The following is a 17,160-nucleotide window of genomic DNA, read 5'->3' on the forward strand; positions in this document are numbered from 1 at the left end:
ACACATCCCGCCCCCACCCATCGCGGCCCCCCTGGCGGAACGCCTACCCTTGTTCCGTGACCGAGATTGACGCAAACACCGATGCTCTCGTCCCCGCCTGGCTCACCCTCCCCGACATCGCAGAGATGATGGACGTCGAGGTGACGCGCGTGCGGCAGCTGGTCAAGGAGGGCCAGCTCATCGCCGTCCGCCGTGGTGAGAACAAGGCACTGCACGTCCCCGCCGCCTTCATCGACGGGGACAAGGTCGTCAAGGGCCTGACCGGCACCCTGACGCTCCTGCGGGACGACGGCTTCACCGACGAAGAGATGCTGGAGTGGCTCTTCACTCCCGACGAGACCCTGCCCGGCACCCCCGCGCAGGCGCTCAGCGAGAATCGCGGCACGGAGGTGAAGCGCCGCGCCCAGGCGCTCGCCGTCTGAGGCATCCAGGACCGGACCGACGGGGGAGACAGCACCGATGACCGACACCGCCCGCGCCCAGCTGGCCGACGCCCGGCTCTACCTGTGCACGGACGCCCGGAAGGAGCAGGGCGACCTCGCCGGGTTCCTGGACGCGGTCCTGGCGGGCGGTGTCGACATCGTGCAGCTGCGCGACAAGGGTCTGGAGGCCGCCGAGGAGCTGGAGCACCTCGCCGTGTTCGCCGACGCCTGCGCCCGGCACGGCAAGCTGCTCGCGGTCAACGACCGCGCGGACGTCGCCCACGCGGCCGGGGCGGACGTGCTGCACCTCGGCCAGGGCGACCTGCCGGTCCCGGCGGCTCGGGCGATCCTCGGCCCGGACGTCCTGATCGGCCGGTCCACGCACGCCGGGTCCGAGGCCGCGGCGGCCGCCGTGCAGGACGGCGTGGACTACTTCTGCACCGGACCCTGCTGGCCCACCCCGACCAAGCCCGGCCGCCCCGCCCCGGGCCTGGACCTGGTGCGGCACACCGCGGCCCTGGGCACCGACCGCCCCTGGTTCGCCATCGGCGGCATCGACCTGGGCAACCTCGACCAGGTACTGGACGCGGGTGCCCGCCGGGTGGTCGTCGTGCGCGCGCTCACCGCTGCCGGCGACCCGGGCGCGGCGGCGGCCGAGTTCGCGAAGCGCCTGCGGGCGGCGTGACCGCCTGCCCGCCCGCTCGCGTGCGCGTCCGGCTGTCCGGAAACTTGTCCAGTATCCGGACGGGATGTCGACAATTCGGGCAAATGCCCCGAGTGCGGTTGGGTGACCGGCCGCCCCTGACTAACCTGCGGGTATGGCCCTAGGAACTGCATCCACCAGGACTGATCGCGCACGCACCGTGCGTGACATGCTCGCCACCGGCAAGACCACGTACTCGTTCGAGTTCTCGGCGCCGAAGACCCCCAAGGGTGAGCGGAACCTGTGGAGCGCGCTCCGGCGGGTCGAGGCGGTCGCACCCGACTTCGTCTCCGTGACCTACGGCGCCGGCGGCTCCACCCGTGCGGGCACCGTCAAGGAGACCGAGCAGATCGTCGCCGACACCACGCTCACCCCGGTCGCCCACCTCACCGCGGTCGACCACTCGCTGGCCGAACTGCGCAACATCATCGGCCAGTACGCGGACGCCGGGATCCGCAACATGCTCGCGGTGCGCGGCGACCCGCCCGGCGACCCGATGGGCGACTGGACGGCGCACCCGGCGGGCCTGACCTACGCGGCCGAACTCGTCCGGCTCATCAAGGAGTCGGGAGACTTCTGCGTGGGCGTCGCCGCCTTCCCGGAGATGCACCCGCGCTCCGGCGACTGGGACACCGACATCCGGCACTTCGTGGACAAGTGCCGGGCGGGCGCCGACTACGCCATCACGCAGATGTTCTTCCGGCCCGAGTCCTATCTTCGCCTTCGTGACTCGGTCGGCGCGGCCGGCTGCGAGACGCCGGTCATCCCGGAAATCATGCCTGTCACCAGTGTGAAGATGCTGGAACGGCTGCCCAAACTCAGCAATGCCGTCGTCCCGGACGTCCTGAAAGAGCGGATCCTCACAGCGAAAGACGATCCGGCGGCGGTACGCTCCATTGGCATCGAGTACGCCACGGAGTTCTGCGCCCGGCTGTTGGCCGAGGGAGTGCCAGGACTGCACTTCATCACGCTCAACAACTCCACGGCGACGCTGGAAATCTACGAGAACCTGGGCCTGCACCATCCCCCGCGGGCCTAGACCAGCCGCACCGGAGTACGACACACTGCGTAGCGGTCACAGGAGGAGGGGCGTACATGGGCTGGACGGTCCTCTACGTAGCGTTCGGAATCGTCGCGCTGTGGTTGCTCGGCGAGGTGCTGCTGCAGTACAAGGCGCGGCTGCGCTGGCGGCTGCTCGCCTTCGTCGGCTTTGTCGGGGTCGTCTTCGGTGTCCTGATCCCGTCCGTGGTCGTCATCGGCCTGGGCGCGATCGCCTTCGCGGTCGGTCAGACCTACGTCACGCTCTCGTTCCGCCGCGGCTTCGAGGCCGGCTGGGCGGTCAAGCGCCCCGGTGCGGACGGTGACGGCGGCGGCCTGACCAAGCGCCGCCGCGGCGAGCCGGACGAGGACCCGGGCCTTGAGGGCACCGGCCCGGACGCGGCCGACGCCGCCTTCGCCGAGCAGCAGGGCGCCTACGCCACCGGCAGCATGCCGTCCTACGGCTCCGACGACTACGAGCGTGACGACGTCTTCACCCCGGCGGCCCGCACCATGGAGCCCGGCGCGGCCGAGTCCACCGCGGTGTACGAGCCGCAGCCGATGCCCGAGGACACCGGCTCCTACGGCGTCTACCGCGACTCCGGCTACGCCGCCGCCGGCGACCAGCAGGCCGCCTACGCGACCGCCGGCCAGGACCAGGCGTACGCCGCCCAGGGCACCGACCAGAACTACGCCTACGACTACTCGGGTTACGGCCAGCAGCAGTACGGCTACGACACGGGCGGCGCCCAGCAGCAGTACGCCAACTACTCCGACCCGTACGTCGGCAACCAGACCTACGGCGGCGCCGGATACGACCAGTCGTCGTACGGCACCCAGCAGTACGACCAGCAGGGGTACGCCCAGGGCCAGTACGACACCGGCGCCGGCGGTTACAACGAGACCCCGGCGGGCGGTGTCTGGGTCCCGCAGCAGCGCGCCGACGAGACCTACGGCGGCGAACTCCCGCAGGAGCAGCAGTACCCCTACCAGGGCGAGGGGCAGCAGCAGGGCCGGCAGGGCAACGGGTACGACGAGCAGCAGTACCGTTTCTGAAGCGCTCCCGAGGAGCCCGGCTCACTGCGAGCCGCGGAACTCCGGCCCCTCCACGATCAGCCCCGCCACCAGCGCCCCCGACATGCCCGCGTGCGGAAGTCCGCCGCCGGGGTGCGACCAGCTGCCCACCCGGTAAAGGCCGGGCAGCCGGGTGGTGTTGGCCGGGTGCAGGAAGCGGCCCCGGCCGGCGGCCAGGGCGGGAGCGGAGATCCCCCCGGACCCGGTGGTGTCCGTGCCCGGTTCCGGCAGCCGTGTCTCGTGCCAGAGCAGGCGCTCCCGCAGCCCCGGGACGGCGGCCTCGGCGGCTTCGAGGAGGAGGTCCGTAAAGGCCCCGGCGGTGCTCTCCCGCTCCCAGCCGGCCTCGGCCGACAGCGCCGCCGACAGCACCACCGACTCGTGGCCGTCGTCCGGTCTGAGGGCAGGGTCGTCGGGGCGCAGCACCGTCACGGTGGGGCGCACCGGCCGGTCGCCGCCGGGCGAGGCCAGCAGGTCCAGCTCGGTCTCCCCGTCCGGAGCGTGCACGACCGTGCGGTGCGCGGCGCCGGCCTCGGGCCCGCCCCGCAGCGCGAGCAGCACGGTGAAGCGGACCGGCCGCGCCGCCTTCCGGTCGGCCCGCACGTCACCGTCGGCGTCCAGCGGGCACCCCGCGCTCCGGGTCAGGGCGTCGAGCCGTACCGGATCCACCCCGGCCACCACGTGGTCCACGTCGATCACGTTGCCTCCCCCGGAGCCGAAAGCCCGGGAGGTGCCCCCGGCCAGCTCCACCCCCGCCGCGCGGCCGTCCTTGGCCAGCACCGCCGTGACCTCGGCGCCGAACACGAACTCGACCCTCCGGCGCACACACCGCTCGTACACCGCGCGCGCCAACTCCCTTGTGCCACCGCGCACATACCAGGTGCCGAAGGCATGCTCCAGGTACGGCAGCACAGCCGCGCCGGCCGGAGTGTCACGGGGGTTGAGGCCGTGGGCGAGCGCGTGGCTGTTCAGGAGGGCGGCGAGGCGCTCGTCGCGCAGCTCCCAGGCGCCGAGCTCGGTGAGCGTGGCCGCCCGGCGGGTGCGCAGCAGCTTCTTGTGCGGCACCGACGGGTACGGCTCGCGCTCGGCCAGCACCTGCCAGTTCGGCCACAGCGGCTCTTCCAGGAGCGGGCGCCGGGTGCGGTCCCAGGCCTCCCGGGCCCGTACCAGGAAGTCGCCCCAGCGCTGCCCGGCGCCGGTCCCGAGCGCCTCGTCCAGGGCGGCCACGACGCCCGCGCGGGACGCGTTCGGCAGGGACACCTGGGTGCCGTCGGCGAAGACATGCCGGGCCGACGGGTCCACCTGGACCAGTTCGACGCAGTCCTCCAGCGGCTCCTTGCCGGTCTTGACGAACAGATCGCGGTACACGGCGGGCAGCGACAGCAGCCCCGGGCCGGTGTCGAAGGCGAACCCGTCCCGCTCGAACCGGCCCACCTCGCCGCCGTACGTCTCCGTGCGCTCGTACACCGTCACCCGGTGGCCCGCGACGGCCAGCCGGGCGGCCGCCGCCATGGCGCCCATCCCGGCGCCGATCACCGCAATCCGTCCCATGCCCGCGACTTTATCGACCGCCACTGACAGTCCGGTCCGCCGGGCCGTCAGCCGGGTGGCCCGCCCACCTGCGCCGCGAGCCGCCGTTCCTCCCGGCGCTGGGCGCGGCGGCGCCAGAAGCGCCGGATCCGGGAGACCAGGAACACCAGCACGATCAGGCCGGTGGCCAGCAGCACCGCGGCGATGATCGCCGCCGGCAGCGGATGGAACACCGCGAAGGTCACGATCCCGGCGACCCCGAGATCCTCGGCCAGGCTCACCACGATGTTGCTGAACGGCTCCGGCGAGGTGTTGATCGCCATCCGGGTGCCGGCCTTCACGGTGTGGCTGGCCAGGGCCGTGGAGCCGCCGATCAGCCCGGCCGCCACGTCCGAGAGCGAGCCGCTGTGCCCGGCGAGCAGCGCCCCGACCCAGGCGCCCGCCACCGGCCGGATCACCGTGTGCACGGAGTCCCACACCGAGTCGACGTACGGGATCTTGTCGGCGACCGCCTCGCACAGGAACAGCACGCCCGCGACGATCAGCACCTCGGGGCGCTGGAGCGTCCCGGGGACGTCGTCGCTCAGGCCCGTCGCGCCGAAGAGGCCGAGCAGCAGCACCACCGCGTAGGCGTTGATGCCGCTGGCCCAGCCGCTGGTGAAGACCAAGGGGAGTACCGACACGGACGCGATCGTAACCAGTCGTCGGCCGCACGTCCTGGGCTCGCGTGCGCAGACCTGAGTACGCGTACCCAGGGAGCGACTTGAGTACCCGCGCGGATGGGCCGCGACCTGCGTGAACGAGAGAGTGGAGACACGGGAAGGGGCGCGAGGTCCGGTACCGCCGACACGGGGCGGCGGAACGGCACCGGCGCCCTCGACCGCTCCTTCCGCCGATTCGCGTCGGCGGAAGCGGGACACGGGGGAGCGGGGACCCGGGGGAACGACAGGAAACCGGGGGAACGACAGGAAACCGGGGGAGCACGGGGGAGTACGGAAGGCGCCGGTCCGACGGCGGCCCGCGGGGGACGCGGCCGCCCAGGGGCCGGCGCCTTCGTGCACCCGGTTCAGCCCTTGCCGCTCACCCGTCCCTGGAGCAGCCGCGACAGGGCCGCGTGGACGTCGTCCAGGGAGCGCTCCGGCTGGAAGGACTTCCAGTCCAGCGCGGCCACCAGCACCATCCCGACCAGCGCGGCCGCGGTCAGCTGGACGTCGATTTCGTCGCTGAACTCGCCTCCCGCCACGCCCTCGCGCAGCACGCCCTCGACGACCGCGACGGCCTGCTGCCGGACCACCATCAGCGTCGACTGCCAGGCCCGGTTGGTGCGCCACAGCTCCGCCACGTAGAGCTGCGTGAAGGCCGGGTAGCGGTCGATGAAGACGAGACCCGCGCGGACCATCGCGTCCAGGGCGTCGACCCGGCTGCCGCCCTCCCGCGCGGTCTGCTCGGCGGCGTCCCGCAGCGACGCGGTGAGCAGGCCCACGCCGTGCCGCAGCAGCTCCTCGAAGAGGACCGACTTGCTCGCGAAGTTGTAGTAGACGGTGCCCTTCGCGACGCCGGCCCGTTCGGCGATCTCGTCCACCGTGGTGGCCGAGAAGCCCTGCTCGGCGATGAGCGTGACGGCGGCCTCGTAGAGCTTCTGCCGGGTGGCCTCACGCCGAGTGCTGCCGCCCGTGGTGCTGCTGCTTTCCATGGTCCCGATTCTCACAGCAACGGAGGCTCCCGCGGGCCCGGAGGACGAGGTCATGGAGGTCCTCACAGACTCAGCTCGGGATGCAGGCGGTCCAGCGTCCACACCTGGCGGCGCCGGGCCGACACCGCGGTGAGCGCCAGGGCCCCCGCCGTGAACGCCACCAGCACCGCGCAGGCCTGCCACACCGGCCCCAGCCCGCCGCCGGTGATCAGCCGCCGCAGCGCCGCCACGACATGGCTCATCGGCAGGAACGGGTGGATCGCGCCGAAGAAGCCCGGACTGGTCTGCACGGGATACGTGCCGCCCGCCGACGTCAGCTGGAGCATCAGCAGGGCGAGGACCAGGATCCGGCCGGCCGCCCCGAAGCGCGCGTTCAGCCACTGCACGATCGCCGCGAAGCACGCCGTCACCAGGAACAGGAAGCCGACGGTCCCGGCCGCCCGGACCATCTGGAGCCCGATCGCCCAGTGCAGTACGGCCATCAGGGCGGCCGTCTGCAGCACCCCGACCGCGACCACCGGCAGCCAGCCCGCGAGCGCGATCCGCCAGGCCGCCGAACCGGCCGCCAGCGCACGCCGGTTGAGCGGCTGGATCAGCATGTAGGCCACCATCGCGCCGACCCACAGGGAGAGCGGGATGAAGTAAGGGGCGAACCCGGTGCCGTAGTTGGGCGCCTTGTGCAGGTCCTGCGAGGCGAGCCGGACCGGGTCGGACATGACCCCGGTGCGCCGGTCACGGTCCTGCCTGTCGTAGTCGGGGATCTTCGCCGCGCCGTCGTGCAGGCCGCCCGCGAGGGTGCTGGAGCCGTCGGCCAGCTTGTACATCCCGCCGTTGAGGTCGTAGGCGCCGGTCTTCAGCCTGCCGATGCCGCTGTCGAGGCCGGTGGCGCCGGTGGTGGCCGTGCCGAGTCCGGTGTGCAGCCTCGCGGCGCCCGCGGCGACCCGGGCCGCGCCGTCGTTCAGCCTGTCGATCTTCTTGACCGCGGCCGCGACGTCCTCGGAGAGGTGCGGGGCGCGGTCGGCGAGGGCCTGTGCCCGGCTCTGGAGCGTGCCGAGGTTCGCGTCGAGCGTCTTCAGGTCACCGTCCTGGTCGGCGATCAGCGTGTTCAGGTCGTCGGCGACGGCGGCCACGTCGTCGGCCGCGTCCCTGGCCTTCTTCAGGTCCGGGCAGACCGGGTCCACCGCCGAACCGGCCGGGCAGCGCGCCGCGTAGACCTCGTCCAGGGTGGCGGCGGCCGCGTGGGCGGTCTTCGCGGCCGCCGGAGCGGTCTTCACCAGGACGTCCAGGTTGCCGCGGACGGTCCGTGCCGAGTCGGCGACCAACTGCGCCGTGTCACCGATGGTCTTCTCGTTCCTCGCCAGGTAGGGGCCGACCCTGCCGTAGACCCCGTCGACCTGTTCCGCCAGCGCCTGGGTGCCGTCCGCGACCTGCCGCGAGCCGTCCGCCAGCGTCCCCGCGCCCGTGTTCAGCTTCCTGATCCCCTGGGCCAGCTTCCCGCTGCCGGTCTTGGCGTCCTTCAGGCCGTCCGCGAGGTCCTTCGACCCCTTCTCGGCCTTCCCGATGCCACCGGTCAGCGTGTCCGCGCCCTCGGCGGCCTTCACGGTCTGCCCGTGGATGTCGGCGAACGAGACGAAGATCCGGTCCAGGAAGGACCGGGACGCCTTGGCGGACGCGGCCGACCGCACCTCGTTGAAGACCGTGCGGGAGATCTGCCCGACGATGTAGTTGTTCGCGTCGTTCGTGCGCACCTGGAGCGCGCCGGTCTCGGGCGAGTCGCCCGCGCTGGAGGCGATCCGCGCGCTGAAGTCCGCGGGCATGGTCAGCGACAGGTAGTAGGTGCCGTTCTCCACGCCCCGGCGCGCCTCGGCGGCGCTCACCTCGTGCCAGTCGAAGGTCCTGCTGTCCTTCAGCCCGGCCACGATGTCGTCGCCCGCGGTGAGCCTCCGGCCGCTCGCCGTCGCTCCCTCGTCGTCGTTCACGAGCGCCACGGGGACGCGGTCGAGGCGGCCGTACGGATCCCAGAACGACCACAGGTACAGCGCGCCGTACAGCAGCGGCAGCACCAGCAGGGCCACCAGGGCCGCGCGCGGCAGCCTGCCCCGTCCAAAGCGCCTGAGCTCAAGCGCGGCCAGTCGCGGCGAACGCATCGCCGGCCCCCTTCTTCTCCGTAGCCGCCGTAGCCGCCGTAGCCGCCGTAGCCGCTGTGGTCGTCGTGGTCGTCGTCGCCCCGTCGGGCTCCGTGGCCTGTGTGGTCTCCGTGGTCCCGGTGCGCACGACGACGGCCCCCGCCATCGCCTGTCCGCACACCGCCACCACCGTCGTCCCGGCCTCGGCGATCGACGCCAACAGCGCCCGCACCTCGGCCCGTTCGGACTCCGACAGCTTCAGGTCGGCGTCGTCCACGGCCAGCAGCCGCGGCTTGCCGACCAGCGCCAGCGCCACGGACAGCCGCAGCGCCTCGATCCGCTCCAGATCCCGTACGGCGGTCCGGGCGCCCTTCGGCAGCGACTCCAGGTCGAGCCCGGCGGCGGCCAGGGCGTCCTCGACGCGCTCCTGCGCCCGTGCCGTCCGCTCCGCCCGGGGCCGCAGCAGCGCACGCAGGGAGTCGCCGAACCGGCGTTGCAGCAGGGCTCGTTCACGCAGGTGCTCGCCGACGGTCAGAGCGGGTTCGAGGTCGGTGACCCCGGCCACGTTGGCCACCGCGCTGATCCTCCGTACGGCCGCGAGCTGCCCCGGCAGCTTGGCCCCGCCGACGGTCGCGGTGCCCTCGGTGGTCCTCATCCGGCCGGTGAGCGCGAGCAGCAGGCAGGTGCGGCCGGAGCCGGACGGCCCCTCCACCGTGATCAGCGCGCCGGGCCCGGCGTCCAGGGAGATCCCCCGGAACGCCCAGCCGCGCGGGCCCTTGAGCCCGAGGCGCTCGGCCGTGACAGGTACGCCGTGCACAGGTTCCCCCCTGTGGCTCGTTTTTGAACTGACTGGTCAGTGCAAAAACTATCCCGAACTCTCGATCGAAGCAAAACCCCAGGTCAGAACGGATTGTCAGTGCCATACCCCACGATGGGCACATACGGCACCCCGTGTGAGGGCGCCGTCACTCAGACGACAGGAGGTTCGTCATGGCCAACTCGTCAGCGTCCGCCGCCCACCGGCGCCGCGCCACCGGCCCTGCCCCCTCACTGACCGGGCCGGCGGGCGACGTGCACCCCGTGCTCCGCCGGGCCACGGCCCCGCCCGCCGCCCTCGACCTGCTCACCCAGGCCCGTGCCGCCCTCGACGAGGCCGAACTGCTCGACACCCCCAACGAGCGCTATGCGACCGCCCACCTCGCCGCCCTGCGCACCGCGGCCGCCGTGCTCGCCGCCCGCGCCCGCCCCGAGACCTCGCCCCGGCGCCGGGCCCGGATCCGCAGCGCCTGGGAGGTGCTCCCCGAGGTCGCGCCCGAGCTCACCGAATGGAGCGCCCTGTTCGCCTCCGGCGCCCGTCGCCGGGCCCGCGCCGAGGCCGGAATCCAGGGCGCGGCGAGCCGCCGGGACGCCGACGACCTGATACGCGACGTGGCGGTGTTCCTCCGTATCGTCGAGCGGATGCTCGTCCTCCAGCCGGTGCTGCCACAGGCGCGCCGACAGGACGGGGAGCGGCCGCCCCGCGCTCCGGGGAGGGAGCTGCCCGACGCGGGATGACCGGGCCGGGAGCCGCCCGACGCGGGATGACCGGCCAAGGCGGCGGAGGCAATAGGGTGGAGAGCGCCTGAAGCCTTCCTTTCTCCCGCACCTCGGGCCGGGGAGGCACCGAGTTCGCGCCGCCGGGCAAGAGGCGGTGCCGCGCCGAGGAGTCAACTGCCGTGCCGGACCCCACTCGACCCCGCGCCTCTCTCCGCACCGCCGTGGTCTGGGAGGTTCTCCAGGACGCCCTCGACCGCCGGGTCAAGGCCACCGGCCGGGACGCGCTGGACGTCCTGGACACCGGAGGCGGCAGCGGCAACTTCGCCGTCCCCCTGGCCCGCCTCGGCCACCGCGTCACCGTCGTCGACCCCAGCCCGAACGCGCTGTTCGCGCTGGAGCGCCGGGTCGCCGAGGCCGGTGTGGCGGACCGGGTCAAGGGCGTCCAGGGCGATGTCCTCGGCCTGTTCGACGTCGTCGAGCGCGGCGGCCACGACGTGGTGCTGTGCCACGGCGTCCTGGAGCACGTCGACGACCCGGCCGAGGGTGTGCGCAACACGGTGGCCGCGCTGCGCTCCGAGGGCGTCCTCAGCCTGCTCGCCGCCGGGCTCGGCGGGGCCGTGGTCGCCCGCGCCCTCGCCGGCCACTTCAAGGAGGCCAAGCAGGCCCTGGAGAGCTCCGACGGCCGCTGGGGCAGCGGTGACCCGATGCCCCGCCGCTTCACCGCCGACCAGCTCGTCGGCCTGGTCGAGGACGCCGGCCTGGCCGTCGCCGCCGTGCACGGCGTGCGGGTCTTCGCCGACCTGGTCCCCGGCGTCCTGGTGGACACCGAGCCCGGTGCCCTGGACGCGTTGCTCAAGCTGGAGGCCGCCGCGGCCGAGCTCCCCGCCTTCCAGGCCCTCGCCACCCAGTTGCATGTGCTCGGCGAGACACCGGGTGCCACCGGGGTCTGAGGTGCTCCTGGGACGTGCCCGCTGATCAGGGGCTCGGCAGCGGATGGAGTACGCCACAGGCCCCCCGATCGAGGGGTTTGCGCCGTATGATCGAGGGAGATCGCCCGGCATGACGGGTCGGCTCCTGGGGAATGGAAGCCTCAGCGAGCCGGGACGGCCATGTCGGATTCCGGTTGGCCAATTGGCCTAGAGGGGCGGGTTTCACGGGGGCGATTCCCTGCCTATCCTGAAGGGACCCCCCGGGTCGCCCCGGCGACTGCACGATGAGGAGGACGCCGTGCCGCTCTCGGAGCACGAGCAGCGAATGCTTGAGCAGATGGAGCGAGCGCTGTACGCCGAAGACCCCAAGTTCGCGACAGCGCTTGAGGGAAACGGGCTGCGGACGTTCACCCGGCGACGGGTCTACCTGGCGGTCGTCGGCTTCCTCGTGGGTATCGCGCTCCTCATGGCCGGAATGGTCGCACAGCAGATCATCTGGGTCAGCGTGGTGGGCTTCCTGGTCATGCTGGGCTGCGCGGTCCTCGCCGTCACCGGCTGGCGCAAGGCCCCCAAGCCCGGCGAGCAGCCCGCGGGAGGCGCACAGGCCCGCCGTCAGGTCCGGCCGAAGCGCTCCATGATGGACCGCATCGAGGAGCGCTGGCAGCGCCGCCGCGACGAGCAGGGCCAGTGAGGCTTCGCCTGGCAGGCCCAAACAGAGCGTGACCGAGGGGTGACCGTCACTGGGCGGTCACCCCTCAGGCGTTGTTCAGTCGGCCGGAGCCAAGGACCTCGCTGCGGGCTGTGAGTCGCTGCGGGCCGGTGGGGGTTGCTCGCGCAGTTCCCCGCGCCCCTTACGGGGCGCTGTAGTCACGCCAGTTACATAGCTGCGGGCAGGCGTGCCGCAGGGCGGCACGGGTGGGCGCGGCGGCACCCGGCAAGCGCCGGTGAGCGACTCCGCCCCGCCCGCCCCCGTCAGCCCCGCTGCTCCGACGGCTTGCGCAGGCTCGGCCTGGCCGCGGCCACCCGCTCCCGCAGCCGCGTCCACCCCGCCGACGCCGCCCACACCACGCGCACCGCCGACCGCGGAGCGAACAGCGCCCGCAGCCGCGCGGGGAGCCCGACCGTGCCGTTGAACGCGGCCGTCACCCTGCGGACGTCGTCCGCGAGGCCCGCCGTCGGCCGCGGCCGTGGCGCGTACAGCACCTGTTCGACCGCGTCCGCCACCCGGTGCACCGAGGCCCCGGCGGCCGGATCGAGACTGCCGAGCACGACGATCCGGGCCGCCGCCTTGCGCGGGGTCTGCGACTCGTCCGGTGCGATCCCGAAGTCCCAGGCGGTGTCGGTCAGTTCCAGCCAGACCGCCAGCGTGTGCGCCGCCACGCCCGCGGGCGAACGGTCGTGGGCCCCGAGCCGGCTCGCCCGCGCCCGCTGCCGGTACAGCATCGGCGACAGCGGCGCCGCCACCACGGCGAGACCGCCGAGCGCCCACAGGGCCAGCTGCCACCACGGTGTCCCGCCGTCGCCGCTGCGCACCGCGGCCGCCGCGGACTCGCTGGCGCAGGCCTCCTGCCTGCGCAGCTGCGCCGGGCAGCTCTCGCTCTGCGAGGCCGACGCCGACGGCGCCGTCGAGGCGCCCTTGGAGGGCAGGGTCTCGTTCGGCACCGAGGAGCCGGGCGTGTCCGACACCGTGTACGACGGCGTCGTGCCCCGGGTCGGGGTCGGCTCGAAGCGGGTCCAGCCCACCCCCTCGAAGTACAGCTCCGGCCACGCGTGCGCGTCCTTCAGGCCCACCGACACCGTGCCGTCGGCCTGCGGGGTGCCCGGCGCGAAGCCCACCGAGACCCGGGCCGGGATGCCCAGCGTCCGGGCCATCGCGGCCATCGCGAAGGAGAAGTGCACGCAGAAACCGCGCTTCTGCTTCAGGAAGTTCGCGATCGCGCCCTCGCCCCGGCCGACCTGCACCTGCGTGTCGTACTGGAATCCGCCCGTCACCGCGAAGTAGTCCTGGAGCTTGACCGCCTCCTCGTAGTGGTTCGCCGAGCCCGCGGTGACCTCCTTCGCCGTCCGCGCCACCACCGACGGCAGCGAGGAGGGCACCTGGGTGTACTCCTTCTTCATGGCCGCCGACGCCTCCGGCGCCGCCGCGAGCTGCTCCGCCGTCGGCTGCACGTCCAGGCTGGTGACCTGGTAGGTCTCACCGCGCGTGTTCTGCCCGTGGTCGCCGACCAGGGTCATCCCGACGGGCTCGTAGCGCCAGGTGCCGGCCACCTTCACCCCGCTCGGCGGGTACGGCATCGGCAGCCAGTCCTGGGCGTACCAGCCGGCGGCGGAGATCGTCGACTTCACCGTCGTCCGCCGGACGTCGCCGCCCAGCCCGGCCGGGGTCGGGAACGTGCTCGGCACGCCGGTGATGTGCCGCTGGGCCGGCTTCCAGGTGGTGCCGTCGAAGTCGTCCAGGGAGACGATCCGCAGATACAGGTCGGAGACGTCGGCGTTGCCGCTGGTCCGCACGGAGAGCACCTGGCGGTCCTCGTCCACGTTGAGGCTGTCCCGCAGCGACACCAGCGGGTTGACCGCGGAGATCGTGCCGCCGTTCCCGTCACCCACGCCGACACCCGCCCCGGCGTCCTCCAGCAGGCCGCCCTGGATCGAGGGCATCGCGAACGGCACGAACAGGGCGACGCTCAGCACGGCGAAGCCGATCCGGCGCCCGGTGCGCACCGGGGCCACCGCACCGCCCTCCTGGCCGCCCGGGGTGCGCGCGGCCCCGCCGAACACCCGGCCCCACTGCGAGAGCCGGTCCCGGCCCTCGGCGAGCAGCAGCATCAGGTAACCGGCCGCCGCCACCACGAACCACAGCCAGTCGCTCGGCCCGTCGGACAGGCCCGCCGCCACCGAGTACAGCGCCAGCAGCGGCAGCCCGGCCGGGGCCGCGCTGCGGAAGGTCACCGCGAGGGTGTCCACCACCAGCCCGACCACCAGCACCCCGCCGATGACCATCAGCCGGATGCCCGGCGTCAGCGGCGCGGGTATCGCGTACCGGCTGACGTCGTCCGAACCCTGCTGGAGCAGGTCGCCGAAGTACCGGAAGGTGTCCGGGCCGGGGATCACGTCGGCGATCGCGTGGCTCCGGGCGAAGACCACGGTCAGCATCAGCAGCGTGACCAGGGCCTGTGCCGCCACGGTCAGCGGCCGGGCCAGCGGCACCCGCCGGGCGGCCGCGCCCACGCCGGTCTGGACCGCCACCAGGAAGGCCGCCTGGAACAGCCAGGTCATCGGGGAGACCAGCGGCAGCAGGGCGCAGGACGCCATCAGTGTCGCCGCCGCCGCGCTGAGGGCGAGCCGGGCCCGTCCGCTCATCACCGTGCCTCACCGCCCAGCGCGGCCAGCCCGGCACGCTCCCGGTCGGCCTGCCGCCACAGCCCGGCCAGGGCGGCGCCGCGCTCCACGCCGAGGACCGTCCAGCCCGCCTCGCGCAGCATCCGCAGCCGCTCCTCGTGTCCGTCACCGGGCGCGGGCACGTCGCTCGGCTCCCTGACCCAGGTGTCCGGGTCCAGCACGAAGGCGACGGCGCCGCCGCTGCGCTGGCGCATCTTCGCGACCACCGTCGCCTGCTCCTCGTCGAGGTCGCCCAGGAAGGCCACCAGCAGTCCCTCGTTCCCGCCGCGCAGCACGTCGTAGGCCCGGGACAGGCCCGTGCCGTCCGAGTGGTCGATCACGGCCAGGGTGTCCATCATCAGCCCCGCCGCCTCAGCCGACTCCTGGCCGGAGCCCGCGAAACCGTCGGCGCCCTCACCGGGCACCGAGCTGCCGCTGTCCGTCAACAGCCGGACCGAGAAGCCGCGTTCCAGCATGTGGACCAGGACGGAGGCGGCGCCGGACACCGCCCACTCGAACGCCGAGTCCGGGCCCGCTCCTTCGTAGGCGAGGCCCCGGGTGTCAAGGAGGACCGTGCAGCGGGCGCGCTGCGGCTGTTCCTCGCGGCGCACCATCAGCTCGCCGTAGCGGGCGGTGGAGCGCCAGTGCACGCGGCGCAGGTCGTCGCCGTAGCGGTAGCCGCGCGGGATCACGTCGTCGTCGCCGGCCAGGGCCAGGGAGCGCTGCCGCCCGTCGCCGTACCCCTTGGCCTCGCCGCTGAGCCGGATCGGCGGCAGCGGCTCCACCTTCGGGATGACGGTCAGGGTGTCGAACGTCGAGAAGGAGCGGGTCAGTTCGCACATGCCGAACGGGTCGGTCAGGCGCAGCTGGAGCGGGCCCAGCGGATAGCGGCCGCGCAGGTCCGAGCGGACCCGGTAGGACACCTCGCGGCGGCCGCCCGGCTCCACCCGGTCCAGGACGAAGCGGGGGCGCGGACCGAGGACGTAGGGCACCCGGTCCTGGAGCATCAGCAGGCCGGTGGGCAGCCGTGAGACGTTGTCCATCCGCAGATGGACCCGGGCCTCGCTGCCGGCCGGCACCCGCGCGGGCGAGAGCCGGCGGCTGCCGGCCACCCGGTAGCGGGTGCGGTAGAGCACGGCGGCGCAGATCAGCGGCAGCACGGCGAGCAGCAGCCCGACCCGGCGCAGGTCGGCCTGGCCGAGTATGTACGCGCAGATCACCGCCGCGATGCCGGCCGCCAGGAAGGAACGGCCGCGGGTGGTCAGCCCGGCCAGGGCCGTGCGGATCCCGCCCGTCTCCTCGCGGCCGGCCTCCGCCGGGGCGCTCATCACAGACTCCGCGGGGGCTGCTGGGGATAGGCCGGTACACCCCGGCCCAGTCCGCCGAAGCCGGACTGCTGCTGGGGGGCCGCGGGCACCGGGGTGGACTGGAGGATCTCCTGGACGACCTGCTCCGCGGTGCGCCGGGCGAGCTGGGCCTGGGCGGTGGGCAGCAGCCGGTGGGCCAGCACCGCGACGGCGAGCGCCTGCACGTCGTCCGGCAGCGCGTACTCCCGGCCGCTCAGGGCGGCGGAGGCCTTCGCCGCGCGCAGCAGATGCAGCGTGGCGCGCGGGGAGGCGCCGAGTCTGAGGTCGGGGTGGCTGCGGGTGGCGGCGACCAGGTCCACCGCGTACCGCCGGACCGGTTCGGCGACGTGGACGCTCCGCACGGCCTCGACCAGCTTCACGATGTCGTGCGCGTGCGCCACCGGCTGCAGGTCGTCCAGGGGGTTCGCCCCGCCGTGGATGTCGAGCATCTGCAACTCGGCCTCCACACTGGGGTAGCCGACCGAGACGCGGGCCATGAAGCGGTCGCGCTGGGCCTCCGGCAGCGGGTAGGTGCCCTCCATCTCGACCGGGTTCTGGGTGGCCACCACCATGAAAGGGCTGGGCAGTTCGTAGGTCTGCCCGTCGATGGTGACCTGCCGCTCCTCCATCGACTCCAGCAGCGCGGACTGGGTCTTCGGCGAGGCGCGGTTGATCTCGTCGCCGATCACGATCTGGGCGAAGATGGCGCCCGGTTTGAACTCGAAGTCCCGGCGCTGCTGGTCCCAGATGGACACGCCGGTGATGTCCGACGGCAGCAGGTCGGGCGTGAACTGGATACGTCGCACAGTGCAGTCGATGGACTTTGCCAGCGCCTTCGCCAGCATCGTCTTGCCCACGCCCGGGACGTCCTCGATCAGGAGATGTCCCTCGGCGAGCAGTACGGTCAGCGAAAGCCGTACGACCTCGGGCTTGCCCTCGATCACACCCTCCACCGAACTGCGGACCCGCTCCACAGTGGCGGTCAGATCAGTGAGGCTCGCTCGATCGTCATAGGTCGTCACCCGGCCCTCCTCGGCCCGTTTTTGCCCGGGCCGGCGCGTCGTCTCGCATAACCGGCCCACCCCGAATCACGGACACCACGCGTGAATGGTTCCGCGCGACGTCCCACACCGCATTCTTGCTGCCGTTACCGATTCGTGTCACTCGCCTGTGGACAACTGCCCGCACTATGTCGGCCTTACGGGCTTTCGACCGTCTATTCGACAGCGGGCCGACAGCTTACGGCGGGTGTGTTCCGGGGTGCGCGGCCCGCTCGGCGGGCCGGGGTGACCGGAGCGGCGGGGGTGACGTGGTCCGCCGACGGTATGGCGAGGCGGTCGGGGCGGCCGGGCCGGGAGATGACGGGCCCGGCTGCCGGCGCGGGTGTC

The 17,160-nt window shown here is 73.2% G+C and carries 15 protein-coding genes; 7 read left to right on the plus strand and 8 right to left on the minus strand.

Annotated features, from left to right (window positions below; all coding sequences use genetic code 11):
• Window positions 1–56 precede the first annotated feature (56 nt).
• The 4 genes from IEZ11_RS01720 (at window position 57) to IEZ11_RS01735 (ending at window position 3,219) form a co-directional block, all read left to right on the plus strand.
• Window positions 57–422, plus strand: coding sequence for an Rv2175c family DNA-binding protein (locus IEZ11_RS01720; RefSeq protein WP_189260707.1), 366 nt, complete (start codon window positions 57–59; stop codon window positions 420–422).
• A gap of 37 nt (window positions 423–459) precedes the next feature.
• Complete coding sequence (gene thiE, locus IEZ11_RS01725; RefSeq protein ID WP_189260708.1) at window positions 460–1,107, plus strand: thiamine phosphate synthase; 648 nt, start codon at window positions 460–462, stop codon at window positions 1,105–1,107.
• A gap of 133 nt (window positions 1,108–1,240) precedes the next feature.
• Window positions 1,241–2,164 carry a methylenetetrahydrofolate reductase [NAD(P)H] gene (gene metF, locus IEZ11_RS01730; RefSeq protein WP_189260709.1) on the plus strand — a complete coding sequence of 308 codons (924 nt, stop codon included), beginning with the start codon at window positions 1,241–1,243 and terminating at the stop codon, window positions 2,162–2,164.
• Between the two features lie 56 nt (window positions 2,165–2,220).
• Entirely contained in the window at window positions 2,221–3,219 is a 999-nt protein-coding gene (locus IEZ11_RS01735; RefSeq protein WP_189260710.1) for an SCO2102 family sporulation regulator, read from the plus strand.
• Between the two features lie 21 nt (window positions 3,220–3,240).
• On the opposite strand, the gene IEZ11_RS01740 is transcribed toward IEZ11_RS01735, so the two are convergent.
• The 5 genes from IEZ11_RS01740 to IEZ11_RS01760 all read right to left on the minus strand — a co-directional run bounded on the left by IEZ11_RS01740 (window position 3,241) and on the right by IEZ11_RS01760 (window position 9,400).
• Complete coding sequence (locus tag IEZ11_RS01740) at window positions 3,241–4,785, minus strand: phytoene desaturase family protein (protein WP_189260711.1); 1,545 nt, start codon at window positions 4,783–4,785, stop codon at window positions 3,241–3,243.
• Window positions 4,786–4,832: 47 nt separating this feature from the next.
• Complete coding sequence (locus IEZ11_RS01745; protein WP_189260712.1) at window positions 4,833–5,447, minus strand: DUF4126 domain-containing protein; 615 nt, start codon at window positions 5,445–5,447, stop codon at window positions 4,833–4,835.
• 383 nt (window positions 5,448–5,830) lie between these two features.
• Window positions 5,831–6,457 (minus strand): TetR/AcrR family transcriptional regulator, encoded by a 627-nt coding sequence (locus IEZ11_RS01750; protein ID WP_189260713.1) that lies wholly within the window; start codon window positions 6,455–6,457, stop codon window positions 5,831–5,833.
• 62 nt (window positions 6,458–6,519) lie between these two features.
• Window positions 6,520–8,604, minus strand: a complete 2,085-nt coding sequence (locus IEZ11_RS01755) for a YhgE/Pip domain-containing protein (protein ID WP_189260714.1) — start codon at window positions 8,602–8,604, stop codon at window positions 6,520–6,522.
• Window positions 8,576–9,400: an ATP-binding cassette domain-containing protein gene (locus IEZ11_RS01760; RefSeq protein ID WP_189260715.1), complete on the minus strand. Its 825-nt coding sequence runs from the start codon at window positions 9,398–9,400 to the stop codon at window positions 8,576–8,578. Before IEZ11_RS01760 ends, IEZ11_RS01755 begins: the two co-directional genes overlap by 29 nt.
• Window positions 9,401–9,573: 173 nt before the next feature.
• Between IEZ11_RS01760 and IEZ11_RS01765 the strand changes: the two genes are divergently transcribed.
• The 3 genes from IEZ11_RS01765 to IEZ11_RS01775 all read left to right on the plus strand — a co-directional run bounded on the left by IEZ11_RS01765 (window position 9,574) and on the right by IEZ11_RS01775 (window position 11,739).
• Entirely contained in the window at window positions 9,574–10,137 is a 564-nt protein-coding gene (locus IEZ11_RS01765; RefSeq protein WP_189260716.1) for an SAV_6107 family HEPN domain-containing protein, read from the plus strand.
• A 161-nt stretch (window positions 10,138–10,298) separates the two neighbouring features.
• Window positions 10,299–11,069, plus strand: coding sequence for a methyltransferase (locus IEZ11_RS01770; protein ID WP_189260717.1), 771 nt, complete (start codon window positions 10,299–10,301; stop codon window positions 11,067–11,069).
• 277 nt (window positions 11,070–11,346) lie between these two features.
• Complete coding sequence (locus tag IEZ11_RS01775; protein WP_189260718.1) at window positions 11,347–11,739, plus strand: SCO2097 family morphological protein; 393 nt, start codon at window positions 11,347–11,349, stop codon at window positions 11,737–11,739.
• 281 nt (window positions 11,740–12,020) lie between these two features.
• Here the strand turns inward: IEZ11_RS01775 and IEZ11_RS01780 are convergent, their stop codons facing one another.
• Genes IEZ11_RS01780 through IEZ11_RS01790 form a run of 3 tightly spaced genes read right to left on the minus strand, consistent with a single transcriptional unit; the run spans window position 12,021 to window position 16,794 of the window.
• Window positions 12,021–14,408 carry a transglutaminase TgpA family protein gene (locus IEZ11_RS01780; protein WP_189260719.1) on the minus strand — a complete coding sequence of 796 codons (2,388 nt, stop codon included), beginning with the start codon at window positions 14,406–14,408 and terminating at the stop codon, window positions 12,021–12,023.
• Window positions 14,408–15,754: a DUF58 domain-containing protein gene (locus IEZ11_RS01785; RefSeq protein ID WP_189260720.1), complete on the minus strand. Its 1,347-nt coding sequence runs from the start codon at window positions 15,752–15,754 to the stop codon at window positions 14,408–14,410. The genes IEZ11_RS01780 and IEZ11_RS01785 overlap by 1 nt, the downstream gene beginning before the upstream one ends.
• A complete protein-coding gene (locus IEZ11_RS01790; RefSeq protein WP_189260721.1) occupies window positions 15,754–16,794 on the minus strand; it encodes an AAA family ATPase in 1,041 nt (346 codons plus the stop codon). The genes IEZ11_RS01785 and IEZ11_RS01790 overlap by 1 nt, the downstream gene beginning before the upstream one ends.
• Window positions 16,795–17,160: the final 366 nt, after the last annotated feature.

This window comes from Streptomyces fuscichromogenes (assembly GCF_014645815.1).
Classification (GTDB): domain Bacteria; phylum Actinomycetota; class Actinomycetes; order Streptomycetales; family Streptomycetaceae; genus Streptomyces; species Streptomyces fuscichromogenes.

Bases quoted from the DNA above. Each gene is read 5' to 3' on its own strand.
- IEZ11_RS01755 (WP_189260714.1), bottom strand. From the start codon at position 8,604: ATGCGTTCGCCGCGACTGGCCGCGCTTGAGCTCAGGCGCTTTGGACGG.
- IEZ11_RS01780 (WP_189260719.1), bottom strand. From the start codon at position 14,408: ATGAGCGGACGGGCCCGGCTCGCCCTCAGCGCGGCGGCGGCGACACTG.
- metF (WP_189260709.1), top strand. From the start codon at position 1,241: ATGGCCCTAGGAACTGCATCCACCAGGACTGATCGCGCACGCACCGTG.
- IEZ11_RS01785 (WP_189260720.1), bottom strand. From the start codon at position 15,754: ATGAGCGCCCCGGCGGAGGCCGGCCGCGAGGAGACGGGCGGGATCCGC.
- IEZ11_RS01740 (WP_189260711.1), bottom strand. From the start codon at position 4,785: ATGGGACGGATTGCGGTGATCGGCGCCGGGATGGGCGCCATGGCGGCG.
- IEZ11_RS01765 (WP_189260716.1), top strand. From the start codon at position 9,574: ATGGCCAACTCGTCAGCGTCCGCCGCCCACCGGCGCCGCGCCACCGGC.
- IEZ11_RS01735 (WP_189260710.1), top strand. From the start codon at position 2,221: ATGGGCTGGACGGTCCTCTACGTAGCGTTCGGAATCGTCGCGCTGTGG.
- IEZ11_RS01750 (WP_189260713.1), bottom strand. From the start codon at position 6,457: ATGGAAAGCAGCAGCACCACGGGCGGCAGCACTCGGCGTGAGGCCACC.
- thiE (WP_189260708.1), top strand. From the start codon at position 460: ATGACCGACACCGCCCGCGCCCAGCTGGCCGACGCCCGGCTCTACCTG.